The 17813-nt window shown below is 36.4% G+C and carries 15 protein-coding genes and 1 pseudogene; 9 read left to right on the top strand and 7 right to left on the bottom strand.

Annotated elements, in window-relative coordinates; translation table 11 throughout:
* Position 1 precedes the first annotated feature (1 nt).
* From recO to panB, 3 genes are read left to right on the top strand one after another with little or no spacing between them, the layout of a single operon-like run.
* Entirely contained in the window at positions 2 to 748 is a 747-nt protein-coding gene (recO, locus tag BAR153v2_RS04125) for a DNA repair protein RecO (RefSeq protein ID WP_078680437.1), read from the top strand.
* 19 nt (positions 749 to 767) lie between these two features.
* On the top strand, positions 768 to 1613 hold the full coding sequence (gene panC / locus BAR153v2_RS04120) for a pantoate--beta-alanine ligase (RefSeq protein WP_078680436.1): 846 nt from the start codon (positions 768 to 770) through the stop codon (positions 1611 to 1613).
* Positions 1614 to 1625: 12 nt separating this feature from the next.
* Entirely contained in the window at positions 1626 to 2441 is an 816-nt protein-coding gene (gene panB / locus BAR153v2_RS04115; RefSeq protein WP_078680435.1) for a 3-methyl-2-oxobutanoate hydroxymethyltransferase, read from the top strand.
* 137 nt (positions 2442 to 2578) lie between these two features.
* Here the strand turns inward: panB and BAR153v2_RS04110 are convergent, their stop codons facing one another.
* Positions 2579 to 3208, bottom strand: coding sequence for a YfbR-like 5'-deoxynucleotidase (locus tag BAR153v2_RS04110; RefSeq protein WP_078680434.1), 630 nt, complete (start codon positions 3206 to 3208; stop codon positions 2579 to 2581).
* Positions 3208 to 4074: a folate-binding protein YgfZ gene (locus tag BAR153v2_RS04105; protein WP_078680433.1), complete on the bottom strand. Its 867-nt coding sequence runs from the start codon at positions 4072 to 4074 to the stop codon at positions 3208 to 3210. The genes BAR153v2_RS04110 and BAR153v2_RS04105 overlap by 1 nt, the downstream gene beginning before the upstream one ends.
* A 63-nt stretch (positions 4075 to 4137) precedes the next feature.
* Between BAR153v2_RS04105 and BAR153v2_RS04100 the strand changes: the two genes are divergently transcribed.
* Entirely contained in the window at positions 4138 to 5466 is a 1329-nt protein-coding gene (locus BAR153v2_RS04100; RefSeq protein WP_078680432.1) for a dihydroorotase, read from the top strand.
* A 686-nt stretch (positions 5467 to 6152) separates the two neighbouring features.
* On the opposite strand, the gene BAR153v2_RS04095 is transcribed toward BAR153v2_RS04100, so the two are convergent.
* Positions 6153 to 6530, bottom strand: a complete 378-nt coding sequence (locus BAR153v2_RS04095; protein WP_078680431.1) for a TIGR02301 family protein — start codon at positions 6528 to 6530, stop codon at positions 6153 to 6155.
* A gap of 873 nt (positions 6531 to 7403) precedes the next feature.
* Here BAR153v2_RS04095 and cysS point away from each other — a divergent pair.
* The 5 genes and pseudogenes from cysS (at position 7404) to pssA (ending at position 13272) form a co-directional block, all read left to right on the top strand.
* Positions 7404 to 8912 (top strand): cysteine--tRNA ligase, encoded by a 1509-nt coding sequence (gene cysS / locus BAR153v2_RS04090; RefSeq protein WP_078680430.1) that lies wholly within the window; start codon positions 7404 to 7406, stop codon positions 8910 to 8912.
* 44 nt (positions 8913 to 8956) lie between these two features.
* Positions 8957 to 9625: a DUF421 domain-containing protein gene (locus BAR153v2_RS04085; RefSeq protein WP_078680429.1), complete on the top strand. Its 669-nt coding sequence runs from the start codon at positions 8957 to 8959 to the stop codon at positions 9623 to 9625.
* A 124-nt stretch (positions 9626 to 9749) separates the two neighbouring features.
* Complete coding sequence (locus BAR153v2_RS04080; RefSeq protein WP_078680428.1) at positions 9750 to 11633, top strand: ABC transporter ATP-binding protein/permease; 1884 nt, start codon at positions 9750 to 9752, stop codon at positions 11631 to 11633.
* 102 nt (positions 11634 to 11735) lie between these two features.
* Positions 11736 to 12434, top strand: a complete 699-nt coding sequence (locus tag BAR153v2_RS04075) for a phosphatidylserine decarboxylase (protein ID WP_078680427.1) — start codon at positions 11736 to 11738, stop codon at positions 12432 to 12434.
* Between the two features lie 8 nt (positions 12435 to 12442).
* Positions 12443 to 13272: pseudogene (gene pssA / locus BAR153v2_RS04070) on the top strand (CDP-diacylglycerol--serine O-phosphatidyltransferase).
* Between the two features lie 94 nt (positions 13273 to 13366).
* Here the strand turns inward: pssA and BAR153v2_RS04065 are convergent.
* The 4 genes from BAR153v2_RS04065 to radA all read right to left on the bottom strand — a co-directional run bounded on the left by BAR153v2_RS04065 (position 13367) and on the right by radA (position 17808).
* Positions 13367 to 14116 carry an SDR family NAD(P)-dependent oxidoreductase gene (locus tag BAR153v2_RS04065; protein ID WP_078680426.1) on the bottom strand — a complete coding sequence of 250 codons (750 nt, stop codon included), beginning with the start codon at positions 14114 to 14116 and terminating at the stop codon, positions 13367 to 13369.
* A 2-nt stretch (positions 14117 to 14118) separates the two neighbouring features.
* On the bottom strand, positions 14119 to 15612 hold the full coding sequence (purF, locus tag BAR153v2_RS04060) for an amidophosphoribosyltransferase (protein WP_143245209.1): 1494 nt from the start codon (positions 15610 to 15612) through the stop codon (positions 14119 to 14121).
* A gap of 130 nt (positions 15613 to 15742) precedes the next feature.
* Entirely contained in the window at positions 15743 to 16282 is a 540-nt protein-coding gene (locus BAR153v2_RS04055) for a CvpA family protein (RefSeq protein WP_078680424.1), read from the bottom strand.
* A gap of 92 nt (positions 16283 to 16374) precedes the next feature.
* A complete protein-coding gene (gene radA / locus BAR153v2_RS04050; RefSeq protein WP_244548629.1) occupies positions 16375 to 17808 on the bottom strand; it encodes a DNA repair protein RadA in 1434 nt (477 codons plus the stop codon).
* Positions 17809 to 17813 lie beyond the last annotated feature (5 nt).

The following is a 17813-nucleotide window of genomic DNA, read 5'->3' as shown; positions in this document are numbered from 1 at the left end:
AATGAAATGGAAAGAACCAGCTATCATTCTTGGTACACGCCAACATGGTGAAACGAGCGTTATTCTTGAAATTATGACGCGACAGCATGGTCGCTATATGGGAATTGTAAAAGGTGGACGTTCTCGTCGTATGGCTCCTCTCCTTCAGCCTGGAAATTTTGTTGAAGCTGAATGGTGGGCACGTTTAGATGAACATTTAGGATTATTTAGGCTTGAAGCACTTGATTCGCATGCTTCAAGATTGATAGTTTTGCCAGAGGCACTTTATTCTCTGCAATTGATGGCTTCTCATTTACGGCTTCTTCCTGAGCGTGATCCTCATCCTGTTTTGTATGATATGTTATATTTTTTTATGCAAAATTTTGATGATCCATTTATAAATGCTGAATTACTTGTACGTTTTGAGCTTCTACTGCTTGAAGAACTTGGTTTTGGCCTCGATTTGTCTTGTTGTGCTGTAACAGGTCGCCAAGAAAAACTTTGTTATGTTTCTCCAAAATCGGGACGTGCTGTATGTGAGGAAATAGGACGCCCTTGGAAGGATAAGCTTTTACTTTTACCGCAATTTCTTGTACAAAAAACCGCTTGTCCTATTGATTTTGATGATATAAATAAAGGACTAACTCTGACAGATTTTTTTTTAACACGCTATGTTTGGGAGGCGAGAGGTATAAAACAGCCGTCTTTGCGTGTTAGTTTGATACAATTGTTTGAACGGCGGTTTTGTATGGAAGTGTCAACATTTTGATTTTGTGAAAGTAGATAGAATGCAAATTTTGCAAACAATTGCTGAGTTACGTCAATACCTCAGAGAGGAGCGACGTCTAGGGCTGTCAATTGGTTTTGTACCAACTATGGGGGCGTTACATGATGGCCATCTTGCATTGGTACGACAGGCACGGGCAATGTGTGATCGTGTAGTGGTTTCTATATTTGTTAATCCCAAGCAATTTAGTCCCCATGAGGATTTTAATATATATCCAAGAGATCTAGAAGGAGATTGCTCTTTATTGAAAAGAGCGAATGTTGAGTATATTTTTGTGCCTTCTGTAGAAGAAATGTGGCCGCTAGGCAATGAGACAATTGTAGAGGTAAAAAAATTATCACGTATTTTGATGGGAAAATTACGTCCAGGACATTTTTGTGGTGTGACCAGTGTTGTTGCTAAACTTTTTAATATTGTTCAACCAGATAAAGCTTTTTTTGGGGAAAAAGATTTTCAACAGCTTTTGATTATCCGTCGTATGGTCAAAGATTTGGCTTTTCCTGTTGAAATCGTCGGTGTCCCTATTTTACGTGATGCAGATGGAGTTGCTAGTTCTTCACGTAATCAACTTTTGACATTAGAAGATCGCAAAGCTGCAAAAATTATTCCTGAAAGCCTTAAAGCTGTTAAGAGACTTTATGAGCAAGGTGAACGATCCGTTGATAAATTGTGTGAAGTTGTCCGCTCTGTTTTACAAAAAGAACCACGTGCTGTTATTGAATCAATAGATTTACGTGATATAGAAACTTTGTGCGTGATTAAAAAGAAATTAAACACGTCTGCGGTTTTGTTGCTTACCGTTTGCTTTGGTGAAGTTAGACTTATCGATCAATATATATTACAATAAAGAGGCTGAAAGATGAGTGTTCATAAAGATATAAAGCGTATTACTGCTTCTGAAATACGTTTGAGAAAGAAACAAGAACCTATTGTTGTTTTAACAGCTTATCAGGCTTATAGCGCTCGGATTGCTGATGCACATTGTGATATGCTGTTGGTTGGTGACAGCGTTGGTATGGTTATATATGGGTTTGATACAACGCTCCCTGTAAGTGTGGATATGATGATTTTGCATGGACAAGCTGTTGTGCGTAGCTCTAAACGAGCTCTTGTTGTTGTCGATATGCCTTTTGGTTCTTATGAGCAAAGCCCAGAACAAGCTTTTACTAATGCATCCCGTATTATTGCAGAAACAGGATGTGGTGCAGTGAAGCTTGAAGGTGGTGCTTATATGGCAGAAACAATTAGTTTTTTATGCAATCGTGGTATTCCAGTTATGGCGCATATTGGTCTCACACCACAAGCGGTGAATCGTTTTGGCGGTTTTAAGACGCAAGGGCGTAATAAAAATGATTGGTCACAAATTGAAGCGGATGCTACAGCTATTGAAATGGCAGGTGCTTTTTCTGTTGTTGTGGAAGGGGTGGTAGAGCCATTGGCGGTAAAACTTACAGAGAATCTTTCTATTCCTACTATTGGTATTGGTGCGTCTAATCAGTGTGATGGACAGGTTTTGGTGATGGAAGATATGTTAGGTTATGGCACTTATGTACCTAAATTTGTGCGTCGTTATGGTGTTTTCGAGCAAGCGATGGATACAGCAATTAAGAATTATGCGAATGATGTTAAATCACGCATTTTTCCAGCCGATTCAGAGGTTTACAAGTTCAAGTAAATTGAATTTAAAAAGGAAATTCTGAAAAAAGGTGAAAAGATTCATAGGGAGAGATACGATAGAATCTTAATATTTCATCGAAGTAATGGCCGTGTGATAGTAAGAAATTTTATATTTTTTCAGTTATGACAAAAAAATCAGCAGCCAGAATATGGCCTTTGAACATCGAGATCATTAAAACGAATTAAAAAGGCGTTTTCAATTTGTTGCGTAGGACATGGTTGTAAATTGAAACCATCAGCTAAAATATTACTTGGATGACCAAAATAACGAAGAGCTTCTTCTGTACTAAAACCAGCAAGAGCGGTGGCTTCATAGAAAGCAGCGATACGATCAGCTTGTTTGATTTTTTTTAGGATCTTTTGAGGTGGATTGACAGGTAGAGAAAAGCGTATGTGAATAATATTTTGTATACGTTTTTCTACGCGCTCATAATGTTTTCCTATCACAGCTTTAAACGGTGAAATTATATCGCCAATAACATATTCTGGTGCATCATGAAGAAGAGCAAAAAGACATTCTTCATTGGAGGACTGTGGGAAAAGTTTCTGAAATATTTGTTCGACCAAAAGTGAATGTTGTGCGACAGAATAAGCATATTCTCCTTTTGTTTGTCCGTTCCAACGCGCAACGCGAGCGAGGCCATGGGCAATATCTTCAATTTCAATATCAAAAGGAGAAGGATTAAGTAAATCAAGTCGTCGACCAGAAAGCATTCTTTGCCATGCACGTATTGTTCCATCTTGTGATAATTCAGTTTTAGCCATTAGTCAGCCTCTACGGAGCTTTTAGGGAAGGTGAAATTCATATTTTCAGCAATACTAATTGTTACAGGAATATCATCTACTGTAAATTGAAGGTTTTTTTCCATAGCTTCTTTGACATGATCAATACGCATTAGGGCTAAAGCTTCATTTTTAGCGCATGTTCCTAATTGACTAAGTATTTTTGTACCTGCTTTAACAGTAGAGCCTGAGGTTAAGGGATATTGGCTTTTGACCACTAAAAAACGGCGGCGAGCTGTTCTACGATGATGTATTCGTGAAATAACCTCTTGCCCAATATAACATCCCTTATTGAAGAAAAGTCCATGAATTTGATCATAATTAATATCATGAGGAAAGACTTTACCTATTTCATAATCTTGATCACTTTCTGCTATCCCATAATGGATGCGCATTCGATCCCAATAAATATTATACTCTGGAATAAGAAAAGGAGTTTTTCCATAAGTCCGTACTACTTTTTCTTTCTCTGGAAATCGCTTATCTATAAAACTTAAATTAAAATTTAAACTATCTAATTCATTTTGCCAAAAAACATTTATAATCTCTTGTAATGGTTGCGTAATTTCTATTTTTTTATGGAGTTTATAGAGGATAAGACGCTTATGAAAAGCATCAGCTAAGGAAGCCGTAATATCAATCATATAGTTTTGGTCTATTTTGCCAATGAGAAAATCAGCAATGACCTTTCCCTGTGGGGATAATAGGGCACCAGGAAAGAGCTCCTGTGAGTTTATTTTTGTTACATCTGTAGTAATAAGAGCTTGCAGAAAATGTGTTGCTTCTTCGCCTATAACTTTAATAATTTTACGGTTTTTTAAATTTATGGCATTCTGTTTTTCAATCATGGTTCTTGCCTTTCTGCCCAGAGTTACATAACGATGGAGAAGCAATATATAAGGAGCATGGCTATGTTTAAAACATTTGATACAATTTTTAAAGGTGCAACGCTTGTTAATCATGATGGTAGCAGTAAGCGCGATATTGGTGTTGTGAATGGTCGTATTGTTGAAATTGGTGATCTCACATGCGCATCTGGTGGAGAGGTAATTGATTGTACAGGACTTCATATTTTGCCTGGTATAATTGATAGCCAAGTTCATTTTCGTGAACCAGGTAAGGAATATAAGGAGGATCTGGAAAGTGGTTCTCGTTCTGCTGTTTTAGGAGGAGTTACAGCAGTATTTGAAATGCCAAATACCAATCCATTAACGATATCGAAAGAAGCTTTGAATGATAAGATTAAACGTGGATTTCATCGAATGCACTGTGATTATGCATTTTGGGTTGGAGCAACACGTGATAATATTTATGAATTAACAGAGTTAGAAAGACTTCCTGGTGTTGCTGGTATTAAAGTATTTATGGGATCATCAACAGGTAATCTTCTCGTGGAGGATGATAAAAGTGTGCGTCTTATTTTGCAAAATACACGCCGTCGCACAGCTTTTCACTGTGAAGATGAAGCACGGCTTAAAGAACGTAAAGCTTTTTGTGTTACAGAGGATGTATCGTCACATCCAGTTTGGCGTGATGAGGCTACGGCTTTACAATGTACACAGCGTTTAATTAAAATAGCACGCGAAACAGGAGCGCGTATCCATATATTACATCTTTCTACAGCGGAAGAAGTTGATTTTTTGAAAGAGCATAAAGACATAGCAACAGTTGAAGTTACGCAGCATCATTTGACTTTGAGCGCTGATGATTATCAACGGTTTGGTACATTTATCCAGATGAATCCACCTATTCGCGAAAAACGTCATCGTGAAGGTCTTTGGTATGGGGTTCAGCAAGGTATTATCGATATTTTAGGTTCTGATCATGCTCCACACACGCTTGAAGAGAAACATAAGCCTTATCCCTCATCTCCTTCAGGTATAACAGGTGTGCAGACAACAGCAGCAATTATGCTTACCCATGTTAATGCAGGGAAAATGTCTCTTGAGCGTTTTGTTGATCTTACTTCGCATGGTCCTAATCGGGTTTTTGGTATAAGCTGTAAAGGGCGTATTGCTGTTGGATATGATGCTGACTTGACTATTGTTGATCTTAAACGTCAGGAGATTATTACGAATACGTTAGTTGGTTCACGCGCTGGTTGGACACCCTATGATGGTAAAAAGGTAAAAGGATGGCCAGTAGGGACAATTATCCGTGGTATGCGGGTTATGTGGGAAGGTGAAATTATTACACCTTCACAAGGTGAGCCTGTTAAATTTACAGAAGTCTTATCGTAGCACCATTTACAAATGGATGAGTGCTATTGCATAATTTTGTAATTCAAAATATTCAATTAAGTTATTATGCAGTAGGATATATTAGTTTTATTCGTATAAAAAGCTTATAATAAAAATGGGATTGTAAACTACGCTTTCATTAAAATACATTCTGTTTGCCAATTGTTTCTTTTAATTTTTATATTATTCTCAATAAGAGAACGAATATCGTGTCTATAAAACAAATCGACTGCGGAGTAATACGCATACTCGCTAGAAAAGGATGTATGGGGATAGTAGGATCGTTTTTTTAATTACTTTGCTAGAAGTAATAATTATTAGAGTATTACTTTCTTGTTGTAAAGATGGTGATCCGCAAGAATAGTTTACTTAAATTTCTTCTGCAGCTAATAGTGTATTTTAGAAGTAATTATCTCATACTTCATTTGACAAGTTGGCGAGATTTGAAAATTTAAAATTTGGCTTATTTCAGAAAATCATAAGATATTATTATTTTATGATAGGTATATCCTTATGGTCCTAAGGATTCTAGATAGAATGCATTTCCTAGCAATAAAATTGCTGGGTAAAGTCGATAAATAGCATAAAATCATGTTTATCAGAAATAAAATCTCTTGTATTTTCTATAGGTTAATTTATTTTTTGGGATTGCTTATGTCAGTTAAATAAGGGATCTATCGATTTTTCTAGTTTTCATTATTGAAATGCTTAAGTAAGCTTGTAGATAAAGCGTTGCCTTCTTTTACATATCTTTGATCTGCTTCGATTGCTGAATCTGTACAACGATGATAATTTTTTGAAAAAGAACTGTAAGCTGCATTAAACGTTTCATATAGATGAGCACGTATTTGGGGAGTCGGTTTTTCTGCTTCAATCAATGCAACCATATGGTCATACCATTGATTTGTTGGATAGCTACAAAGGTTACGTAGATAATGCAGAGATCCTAAAATTTCTGCTAATCGTGCAAGTTTGATATAATAGGGTGGAGATTGTTGCGTAAAGGTTGGTGTTGGAATTAAAAAAAAAATTAAAAAAATTATATTTATCAATATATTATTCATTATTTTTATTGCTCTTTTTTAATAGTATTTCTATGAATTTCAATAATGAATAGAGGAGTTTTATTACGGACTATATCTGATAAATAGAGTCAAAAAATAGCTCACTCATTCTTATTCGTTATAGATGTCTAATAAGTATTTAGAGCATGATAGACATAAGAAAATAAATATGAAAATATTAAAATTGAGTATTTTAAAATATTTGTCTTTTATGCAATCAATGTTCTTCTCTCCATAAAATTACATAGTATTTCTTATTCATAATTCTATCTTGATGGAAATTATTTCTAACAGATAAAGGCAGTTAATATTTGCTCATAACGAATAAAATGACTTTGCTTCATTAATAAAAACGGATTATTGTTTTTAGCATAAAATAGATATCTCTTTATTGAATTGAAGCACAAAAGAAAATAACTTTGAATTTTATAAAAAATGTATGTGTAGTTTTTATTTTTATTACATTTATTGTACGGTGGTTTGATTGTTCTCTTTCAAGGGAAATGATGTTATGGCCCTTATGATAAGCTCAGTATATGATGATTTTGAGTTTTACCATATTTCAAATAAAGTTAATAAGACAACTTATATGTTATCAGTTATTTTGAGGCTATATCTTTTACCAAACCAAATAGCCCATTTTTAGATATTCAAAACAATGAACAGTTTGATTTGTTTTAATTTTTTGAGTGTCTGCACAGTTAGTGTGTTTGCTAATGAGCATTTATGACTATTTTTTTGTTATATATAAAAAAATTGATGTTAGCAGTAGATGCAACAGAACAATATTTCTTTTCAAACAGTGCTATTAGTGCGATGATATAAATAATTTTTAAAGGAATGGCTAAGAAGTATCACGAATGGAGTGTAATGATGGGAGAGTTGCGGTTTTATAATACGCTGACACGGAAAAAAGAGGATTTTATACCGATCGATGCTACTAAAGTACGCCTTTATGTTTGCGGTCCAACAGTTTACGATTACGCCCATATCGGTAATGCTCGTCCTGTTATTGTTTTTGATGTTTTATTTCGTTTATTACGTCATGTTTATGGCGAGAACCATGTTATATATGCTCGTAATATCACTGATGTGGATGATAAAATTAATGCAAAAGCAGCTTTTCAGTATCCCAATCTAGAACTTAATGATGCTATTCATCAATTAACAGAGCATACATCTTATCAATTTCAGCAAGATACATTGGCACTTGGTTGTTTGCCACCGACTAGTCAACCGCGTGCAACGGATCATTTGGAGGAAATACGGTTTTTGATTGAAAGGCTTCTTGAAAAGGGCTACGCTTATATAGCAGACAATCATATATTATTTTCTGTTGGCAGTATGGGAGATAACCCTCGTTATGGTATGTTTGCAAAACGGTCGCTTGACGAAATGAGAGCGGGAGCACGCATAGAAGTGGCTTCTTATAAAAAGGGAGAAATGGATTTTGTTTTGTGGAAACCTTCCGCTCAAGGAGAACCAGGCTGGACATCACCAGCAGGAATTCCTGTTTTAGGTCGTCCTGGTTGGCATATTGAGTGTTCAGCAATGTCGATGGCGAAGTTATTATCTCCTTATGGTGGTGGTTTTGTTTGTGAAGATCCAACTGCAAATATTTTTGATATTCATGGTGGTGGTATTGATTTGATTTTTCCTCATCATGAAAATGAAATTGCGCAAAGTTGTTCAGCTTTTGGGACAGAACGAATGGCTAATTTTTGGATGCATAATGGTTTTTTGCAAGTTGAAGGCAAAAAAATGTCTAAAAGTCTTGGGAATTTCGTCACTATTCGTTCACTCTTAGAGAATGATTTTTTCGAGTTTGCAGGTATTTTATCAGACGAAATAAAACGGATCTGGGCTGGTTTATCTATACGTTTTTCGATGTTACAAACGCATTATCGAGAGCCTTTAAATTGGACAATGCAGCGCTTAGTACAGTCCAGTAATGAGTTATATCACTGGTATGAATTGCTTCGTAGTGAAAAATGGTGTTTGGATGATAAACAATCTGTTGATTCTTCTTTAATTAAAACATTAAGTAATGATCTTAATACTTGGAATACAATTACTATTTTAAGAAAATTTTATAAAAAACACAATGTTGTAGCTCTTGCACGGGGTATGGATTTTTTGGGGTTATTGCGACAGGAGTTTATTAAGGAAAAAGAATGTCCACTCTTCATTAGTAAGATGCATTTTGATTTACAATTTATTGATCAGCGTATTGCTGAAAGGCTTTGTCTTATCCATAATAAGGAGTGGGCAGCTGCAGATAAAATTCGTGATGAGCTTGCAGCAGGGGGGATCTTCTTAAAAGACAGTAAAGATCCGCAGACTGGTGAGCGTATAACCACGTGGGAGACGAAACAATTCTAATTCCTGTATTCGAGTAGCTCTCGTAAATATGAGGAGAGATTTTTATGGAATTATATGGTTATGGATATATCGCACTGAAGCTATTTGTGGGTCTTATCGCTTTTTTGTTTATTTTAAGAACAACAGGTCGTGGCAGTCTCAGTCAAATGACACCAATTGATTTGGTGAGCAATTTTGTTCTGGGAGGCATTATTGGAGGAGTTATTTATAATTCAAATATTAGTAGTATCCAGTTGTTGCTTGTTTTATTTATTTGGCAAATTTTAATTACATCTTTTAATTTTTTGGCACGATATTCAGTATTTTTTCACCGACTTATTGCGGGAGGAAATGCCAAACTTGTTGTAGATGGTGTCTTTCAGCTCGATGAGATTAAGCGTTTAGGGATCTGTGTGAATGATTTGGCTACGATTTTAAGTATTAAAGGGTGTAGTTTACATGAAGCAGACTTTGTTCGATTAGAGACAAATGGTGATTTTTCTGTTGTTAAAAAAGAAGAAGGTAAGAGGTCTGTTATTTTAGTAACAAATGGTGAAATCCTTGAAGAAAATCTTAAAGAGATTGGTAAAACAAAGAAATGGCTTAAGACAAAGTTAAAAGAGAAAGGTGTAAAAGTTGAAGATTTATTTGTTGCAGAGTGGTATGAGAATATAGATAAAAACAATAAGTTCTATAGTGGATTATTTCTTGTTCCTTTTCCAAGGACGGTTTAATTTGAAATGATTTGTATTGTGTAGTTTACTAGAGGTAAATAAAAGGTATTATATATTCTATGAAAGAGCAATAGAGGAGCTGTGCTTGTGCGTATTAAATGGGTAATAAAGAAGTAAAGATTTTATGAAACAGAATAGAATCATAAAAACTGTGTCAGCGACTTCAGGTCAGACCCTACGCACACTTTATAATTTATGGCCTTATATGTGGCCATCAGATCGATCTGATCTAAAAATGCGCGTTGTGTGGGCGGTATTTTACCTTATTTTAGCAAAGCTGATTCTCATGTCTATCCCATATTTCTTTAAGTATGCGACGAATGCACTTGATATGAGTTTTAGGCCACCTGTGTGGCCTTCATCGACTTGGGCGGTGCTTATCATATTAGTTTTAGCTTATAACGTTGCGCGTATTGCTCAGGCTGGATTTAACCAGCTACGCGATTCTCTTTTTGCGACCGTTGGTCAGCACGCTATTCGCCAATTAGCATATAAGACCTTTGTTCATCTTCATGAATTGTCTTTACGTTTCCATTTGGAACGGAAAACTGGTGGCCTTTCTCGTATTATTGAGCGTGGCACAAAGGGGATTGAGGCCGTTGTTCGATTCTCGATTCTTAATACAATACCAACTATTTTAGAATTTATTCTAACAGCATTTATTTTTTATATAAGTTATGGATGGTATTATTTTCTTGTCGTTATGATAACAGTTGGTTTGTATACCTGGTTTACGATTAAGGCAAGTGATTGGCGCATTAATGTCCGGAAAGAGATGAATACGGCGGATACAGAAGCAAATACACGTGCAGTTGATTCTTTGTTAAATTTTGAAACAGTTAAATATTTTTGCAATGAAACTCTAGAAGCACGTCGATTTGATGCTTCTATGGCTGGTTATGAAAAAACTGCGGTGAAGATTTGGACTTCTTTAAGCTGGCTTAATTTTGGTCAAGCCCTTATTTTTGGTATTGGAATGACGATTCTTATGTTAATGTCAGCTTACGAAGTCGCTTACACGACGCAGACTTTGGGGGATTTCGTCTTTATCAATGCGCTTTTAATGCAGCTATCCATTCCATTGAACTTTATTGGATCAATTTATCGTGAAGTTCGGCAGGGGTTAACGGATATTGAAGCGATGTTTGATCTTTTGGATGTTCCGCAAGAAATTATTGATAAGCCAAGTGCTAAATCGCTTGTGGTGACTCATGGTACTATCCGGTTTAATCGAGTGAAATTTTCCTATGATTCAGCTCGTCCAATTCTTAAAGATATTGATTTTGAAGTACCTGGAGGAAAAACTGTTGCAATTGTAGGGCCTTCAGGCGCTGGTAAATCAACTATTTCTCGATTACTTTTTCGATTTTATGATGTTAATGAGGGATCAATAACCATAGATGGGCAGGATATCCGTGATGTCACTCAGAGAAGTTTACGTGAAGTGATTGGCGTGGTGCCACAAGATACAGTTTTATTTAATGATACAATTGCATATAATATTTGTTATGGGCGCCCAAATGCTACAGATGCAGAGATGCGCAAAGCTGCTAAAATGGCTCAGATATCGAAATTTATCGAGATGCTTCCAGAGGGATTTCAATCTCTAGTTGGTGAACGTGGTCTTAAATTATCTGGGGGCGAAAAACAGCGCTTAGCTATTGCACGAACACTTTTAAAAGCGCCACCGCTTCTTATTCTAGATGAAGCAACTGCAGCTCTTGATACAACGACAGAGCAGGAAATTCAGCAAGCATTGAATATTGTAAGCAGCGGGCGTACAACATTGATTATTGCCCATCGTCTTTCGACTGTGGTTGGCGCAGATGAGATATTGGTGCTCAAAAATGGTCGTATTATTGAAAAAGGTACACATACTGCTCTTTTATGCAAAAAAGGTTTATATGCATCAATGTGGAATAAGCAGCTTGAGGCTTCACAAGCTGAAGAGAAATTACGAAAAATGCGTGAAGAGGATGAACTAGGTGTTGTTAATCGTGGTAAATAAATTACATAAAATGGTAGCTGATTTTTGTATAGTGATTGATTAAATATATAAGTGGGGGAAAAGAATTTATTAGTTATTAATCATCTATGAATAGGAAACTATATGACTATTGTACAATCTATCCAAAATGGATTCGTCCCAATTCACAAAGAAGGCTATCCATTTATTATAGTACTTTTTATCATTTCACTCATTTTAGGCTTAATCTGGAGTCCATTGTTTTGGTGTGGTCTTGTTCTAACAATGTGGTGTATATATTTTTTTCGCGATCCAGAACGAGTGATCCCTATGAATTCGAATTGGGTTCTTTCTCCTGCTGATGGTCGTATTTCTTTTGTTGAGCCATGTATTCCACCTGCAGAGTTGGGATTAGGTGATCAAGAAATGGTACGTGTTTCTGTATTTATGAATATTTTTGCATGTCATATCAATCGTGTACCTATGAGTGGCACGATAGAGTCTATCTTTTATCGTCCGGGTAAATTTTCTAATGCTGAATTTGATAAAGCTAGTCAATTTAATGAATGTAATGGAATGGTTATTAATGGTGAACATGGAAAAATTGGTGTTGTACAGATAGCAGGATTGATTGCTCGTCGGATTGTTTGTTGGCAGAAACAAGATGACTCAATTATTTCTGGACAACGTTTTGGGTTAATACGTTTTGGTTCTCGTCTTGATGTTTATATGCCAGCTAACGTAAAATTGCGTGTTGCAGTTGGTCAGATAGCAATTGCTGGAGAAACAGTTTTAGGCTCTTTTGGTGATGACGTTGCTGTAAACGACTTTAGGCTTGATTAGGATGAGACATGAAAAATTCTTCACCATTTTCTTCATTTGAATCTGAAAGAAAAAGTGATGATGTTGCTCATCGGCGGCGTTCACCTATACCGATGCGATGTATTATTCCTAATATTATTACTGTTTTAGCAATTTGTGCGGGAATGAATGGTATTCGTTTGGCTTTTGAGAATCGCTATGAAACAGCTATTTTAGTAATACTTTTGGCAGCAATTTTAGATGGAGCTGATGGCCGTGTTGCTCGTTTGATGGATGGTACTTCATCTTTTGGAGCACAGATGGATTCGCTTGCTGACGTTATTAATTTTGGTGTTACTCCTGCTCTTGTTATTTATTCTTTTATATTGTCTCAGGCTCATCAGGTGGGTTGGGTAGCTGCGCTTGTTTACTGTGTTGCGTGTTGTTTGCGGTTAGCTCGTTTTAATGTGATGCTAGATGATTCTGATATACCGGAGTGGCAGAGAAATTACTTTATTGGTGTTCCTGCACCAGCAGGTGCATTAATGCTTTTATTACCTGTTTATTTAGGGGAATAGGTTTAGTTCCCGATTGGGGATGGGCTTTATTCTTTAGTTTTTATACTGTGATTATTGCCTTTCTTTTGGTAAGCCGTTTACCAGTATGGAGTGGAAAAACAATAGGTAATAATTTGAGGCGAGATATTGTAGTACCATGTATGCTAGCCATTGTTATTTATGTTGGTTTTTTGGCTACTTATATGTGGTATACTTTATTAATAACGGTTCTCAGTTATATGGCTTTTCTTCCTTACAGTGCTTGGATTTATAGTAAACGAGCTGTTTTGGAAGAAAAAATGAAAAACATTATAGATAACTAATTAATAATCCGAGAGTTCTATAACTCGCTTAAAAAAGTTAGAGTATCTACTCTAGAAAGGCTACAATTAGTTTTGTAGTATATACAGATTGCAGTTAATCAGGAGTGTGATAGTTCATAAATCGTTTTTTACGAACATCAAAAAGCCTGCCTGTTTCTTGTAAGTGAGGTGATGAGAGATAGACTATCTCTGCTGCGACTTCTTGTGGAGAAGGTAAGGTTTGAGGATCTTCACCAGGTAGAGCTTGTACGCGCATTGCAGTGCGTGTAGCACCTGGGTTGACACAATTAACTTTAATAGGTGTTTGTTTGAGTTCTTCTGCCCAGCAACGAGCAAGAAGTTCTAAGGCGGCTTTAGAAGCTGCATAAGGTCCCCAGAAAGCGCGTGCGCAATGAGCAACACTTGATGAAAGAAGAATAGCACGTCCAGCATCAGATTTGAGCAATAAAGGTTCGATCGCTTTCATTAAACGCCATTGACTAGTAAGATTTATTTGCAATATATCTTCAAACATTGCATTTTCGATATGAGTTATTGGTGAAAGAACCCCTAAGATTGCAGCGTTTGCAACTAAAATATCAAGTTTCTTCCAACGTTTCTCAATTGATGTATTTAATGCATCAATAGCTTCCATATTATGCAAATCGAGTGGTATTAGCGTTGCAGAAGCACCTTTTTTTCTAATTTCGTTATTAAGCGTTTTTAAACCACTTATTGTTCGTGCAAGTGCAATAATATGAGCGCCACGTGTTGCTAGCTCTAATGCTAAATGATAACCAATTCCTTTAGAGGCGCCTGTGACAAGAGCAACACATCCAGTAAGATCAAAATCAGATTTTATCATTATTAATTTCTTGTTTTTAGAACAGACAATTTATGAATTATTGGAGTACTTTTTCGATCAGTAAGATGTGTAGGGTAATGGCCAGTAAAATAATGATCAGTAAATTGTGGGTGAGAGTTATTTCGTTTTTCTCCTATAACCGCAAGATATAGACCATCAGTTGAAAGAAAGTCTAATGAATCAGCACCAATAAAATTGCACATGGATTGCAGGTCTGGATATTGATTAGCTAAAAGATTCTCAATTGCAGGTGTATCGATACCGTAAAAATCAGGATATAAAATCATTGGGCTGGAAACACGCATATGAACTTCTTTTGCTCCTGCATTGCGAAGCATTCTTACAATTTTTACAGATGTTGTTCCGCGTACAATTGAGTCATCGATTAAAATAACACGCTTTCCTTCAATAATAGAACGGTTTGCAGAATGTTTTAATTTAACACCGAAAGCACGAATTTGTTGAGTTGGTTCAATAAAAGTACGACCGACATAATGATTACGAATAATACCTAGCTCAAAAGGAATTCCAATTTCTTGCGCGTAACCAATTGCTGCAGGTGTACCTCCATCAGGAACAGGAACCACAACATCAGCATCACAAGGCGCTTCTCGTGCTAAATGTATACCCATATTTTTCCGGACTACATAGACACTTCGTCCTCCGACGATTGAATCAGGACGAGCAAAATAGACATATTCAAAAAGACAAAGCCTTTCTGGTTTCTCTATTTCTGGTTTAATAATTTCTGTAGTAATTTGACCGTCTTTTTGTATTTCACATATGATGATTTCACCATTTTTAACATCACGAATATATTTTGCTCCGATAATATCAAGAGCACAGGTTTCTGAACAAAAGATTGGTTTACCATCAAGTTTACCCATAATAAGCGGTCTAATGCCTGTTGGATCACGTGCTGCAATGAGTTTAGTACGTGTTAATGCTAACATAGCATATCCACCTTCTACTTGTCGAATAGCATCAACAAAGCGGTCAGATGATGATTCATGGCGTGAGCGGGCAATAAGGTGGAGAAAGACTTCAGAATCTGATGTTGATTGGCAGATAGCACCAGAGGCAATTAACTCACGGCGTAATGTAAGGCCATTTGTTAGATTACCGTTATGAGCAATAGCAATACCTCCAGCATTTAATTCTGCGAAAAGAGGTTGTACATTGCGTAATGCTACTTCACCTGTTGTTGAATAACGGGTATGTCCAATAGCGCGATCTCCTGGTAGACGAGCTAATGTTGCAGAATCTGTATAGTGATCACCTACAAGACCTAAGTGTTTTTCTTGGTGAAATATCTTGTTATGATAAGAAACAATTCCTGCAGCTTCTTGACCACGATGCTGTAACGCGTGCAATCCAAGAGCCGTCACTGTCGCTGCCTCTTCATGTCCAAGGATACCAAATACCCCACATTCTTCATGAAGTGTATCGTCATCTAATGAAAATTCCTGACAAGAGGCTTTGATTTCTGTCATCATATTCTTTCACTTATGACGTAAAGGATAGCTAACATCATACACTCCATATTATTTAAAACTCATTCTTTAAAAAACTATTTCTTATTTTGCGAATAATAGCATCGTTAATTGGTTTAATAATATTTGTAGTTTAATTATCTGTTGTGTCATCTTTTTTAAAGAATTTTTCTATTATTTCAAAGGTATAATCGAGATCTTTTGGCATCATTTGTACCATTTTTTTACTCAGTGAATCTAACATAGGTTTTGTTTGTGCATTTTTTAGCCAGTCGGATTGTTGTTCAGGTTTAATAAGAGCATTGATAAGCAGCACGCTGATAACAGTAATCAATAAGCCACGGAATGCTCCGAAAATAAATCCAATGGTACGGTCGAGTGCACCAATACGACTATCAATAATAAAATCGGCAATTTTCATAGTGATTATAGAGGCAATGATAAGAACAATAATAAAAATCATGAAAAAAGTGATAACTAATGCTATCATTTTATTAGAGAGATATTGCTCAGTGAAGGGTAATACAAGTTTAAATGAATAAAACGTTGAAACTGCTGCAATTATCCAGGAAATGAGTGATAATACTTCACGTGAGAAACCGCGAAGCATAGCTAGAAAAGAAGAGAATAGGATGACTCCTACGACAATACCGTCTAGAATTGTTACACTCATTTTTTGATTCCTTATATATGCGTTGCATTTCATTGTAATTAGTATGAAAATACATTTTTGATTTTTGGTTATGTCGACTTTCTATTTTTATATCAAGAATCTTTATCATTTTGTAGAATTTTCTCTTTGATTATTTTTCTCTGGTACAGATCGTTTTTATCTGAAGTAATGGCCGCAATCAATTCGGGAAGATCAGAGAATGTGTGTTGTTGAAAACTTTGTGATTTTATTGTTTCGGTTGTTGCTGTAGGTTGAAAAGCTCCTTTAAAGCCTAGCTTTTTTGCTTCTTTAATGCGTTGTCCTGAATGTGCAACGGAGCGGATTGCTCCTGAGAGACTGACTTCACCAAAATACACATAGTGAGTCGGAAGAGGGATGTTTGTAAGAGAAGACACCAAAGCCGCTGCAACTGCTAAATCAGCTGCAGGTTCTGATATTCGGTAACCACCTGCAACATTAAGGTAGACATCATGTTGTCCAAAGCGGATACCACAATGAGCTTCTAATACGGCTAGAATCATTGCAAGACGATTCCCATTCCATCCCACGACAGCACGTCGTGGTATACCAAGTGAAGAGGGAGCAACAAGAGCTTGAATTTCTACTAATATAGGGCGTGTACCTTCCATTCCTGCAAAAACGGCAGCTCCTGGTGCTTTTTCATTACGTTCACCTAAGAATAATTCAGATGGATTAGAAATTTCCTGTAATCCTTTGTCTGACATTGCAAAGACACCAATTTCGTCCGTTGGGCCAAACCGGTTTTTCATAGTTCTTAAAATTCGATAATAGTGTCCACCTTCACCTTCAAAATAAAAAACACCATCAACCATATGTTCAACAACACGAGGTCCAGCAATTTGTCCATCTTTTGTGACGTGACCAACAAGAACAACAGAAACTCCTGTTTTTTTTGCAAAATGGATCATCGCTTGAGCACTGATACGGACTTGTGTTACGGTTCCAGGTGCTGAATCTGCTAGATTCGACCACAAGGTTTGAATAGAATCAACTATAACCATATCAAGTTTTTTATGTGTGTTTAAAGTTGCGAGAATATCTTCAACATTGGTTTCAGCAGCGAGTTGAACCGCTGTATTTGTTGCATTCAGTCTTTGTGCACGTAAGCGAATTTGTGTAATAGCTTCTTCACCTGAGACATAGATGACATTATATTTCTTTTGCGATAAGGCTGCTGCTGTTTGTGTTAGCAATGTTGATTTTCCTATGCCCGGATCGCCGGCAATAAGTAATGCTGATCCACGGACAAATCCACCACCGGTAACACGATCGAGTTCGGCAATGCCAGAGTGGATACGCGGAATATTTTCTATATCTCCAGAAAGAGATGTAAGTGTAACTATATGACCTTTACAAATATTTTTAGGAGGGCCGCTACCTACACCACTATTTATACTCTCTTCGGTAAGAGAATTCCAGTCTCCGCAGGAGTGACATTTTCCAGTCCAGCGCGAATGGATGGCTCCACAATTTTGGCAAATAAATTGAAGACGATTACGTACCATAATAG

The sequence above is a fragment of the Bartonella sp. AR 15-3 genome (assembly GCF_002022445.1).
Lineage (GTDB): Bacteria > Pseudomonadota > Alphaproteobacteria > Rhizobiales > Rhizobiaceae > Bartonella.
This window is presented reverse-complemented; position numbering and strand designations above follow the sequence as displayed.

Coding starts and splice junctions, on each gene's coding strand:
- recO (WP_078680437.1), top strand. CDS start 2: ATGAAATGGAAAGAACCAGCTATCATTCTTGGTACACGCCAACATGGT.
- panC (WP_078680436.1), top strand. CDS start 768: ATGCAAATTTTGCAAACAATTGCTGAGTTACGTCAATACCTCAGAGAG.
- panB (WP_078680435.1), top strand. CDS start 1,626: ATGAGTGTTCATAAAGATATAAAGCGTATTACTGCTTCTGAAATACGT.
- BAR153v2_RS04110 (WP_078680434.1), bottom strand. CDS start 3,208: ATGGCTAAAACTGAATTATCACAAGATGGAACAATACGTGCATGGCAA.
- BAR153v2_RS04105 (WP_078680433.1), bottom strand. CDS start 4,074: ATGATTGAAAAACAGAATGCCATAAATTTAAAAAACCGTAAAATTATT.
- BAR153v2_RS04100 (WP_078680432.1), top strand. CDS start 4,138: ATGTTTAAAACATTTGATACAATTTTTAAAGGTGCAACGCTTGTTAAT.
- BAR153v2_RS04095 (WP_078680431.1), bottom strand. CDS start 6,530: ATGAATAATATATTGATAAATATAATTTTTTTAATTTTTTTTTTAATT.
- cysS (WP_078680430.1), top strand. CDS start 7,404: ATGGGAGAGTTGCGGTTTTATAATACGCTGACACGGAAAAAAGAGGAT.
- BAR153v2_RS04085 (WP_078680429.1), top strand. CDS start 8,957: ATGGAATTATATGGTTATGGATATATCGCACTGAAGCTATTTGTGGGT.
- BAR153v2_RS04080 (WP_078680428.1), top strand. CDS start 9,750: ATGAAACAGAATAGAATCATAAAAACTGTGTCAGCGACTTCAGGTCAG.
- BAR153v2_RS04075 (WP_078680427.1), top strand. CDS start 11,736: ATGACTATTGTACAATCTATCCAAAATGGATTCGTCCCAATTCACAAA.
- BAR153v2_RS04065 (WP_078680426.1), bottom strand. CDS start 14,116: ATGATAAAATCTGATTTTGATCTTACTGGATGTGTTGCTCTTGTCACA.
- purF (WP_143245209.1), bottom strand. CDS start 15,612: ATGATGACAGAAATCAAAGCCTCTTGTCAGGAATTTTCATTAGATGAC.
- BAR153v2_RS04055 (WP_078680424.1), bottom strand. CDS start 16,282: ATGAGTGTAACAATTCTAGACGGTATTGTCGTAGGAGTCATCCTATTC.
- radA (WP_244548629.1), bottom strand. CDS start 17,808: ATGGTACGTAATCGTCTTCAATTTATTTGCCAAAATTGTGGAGCCATC.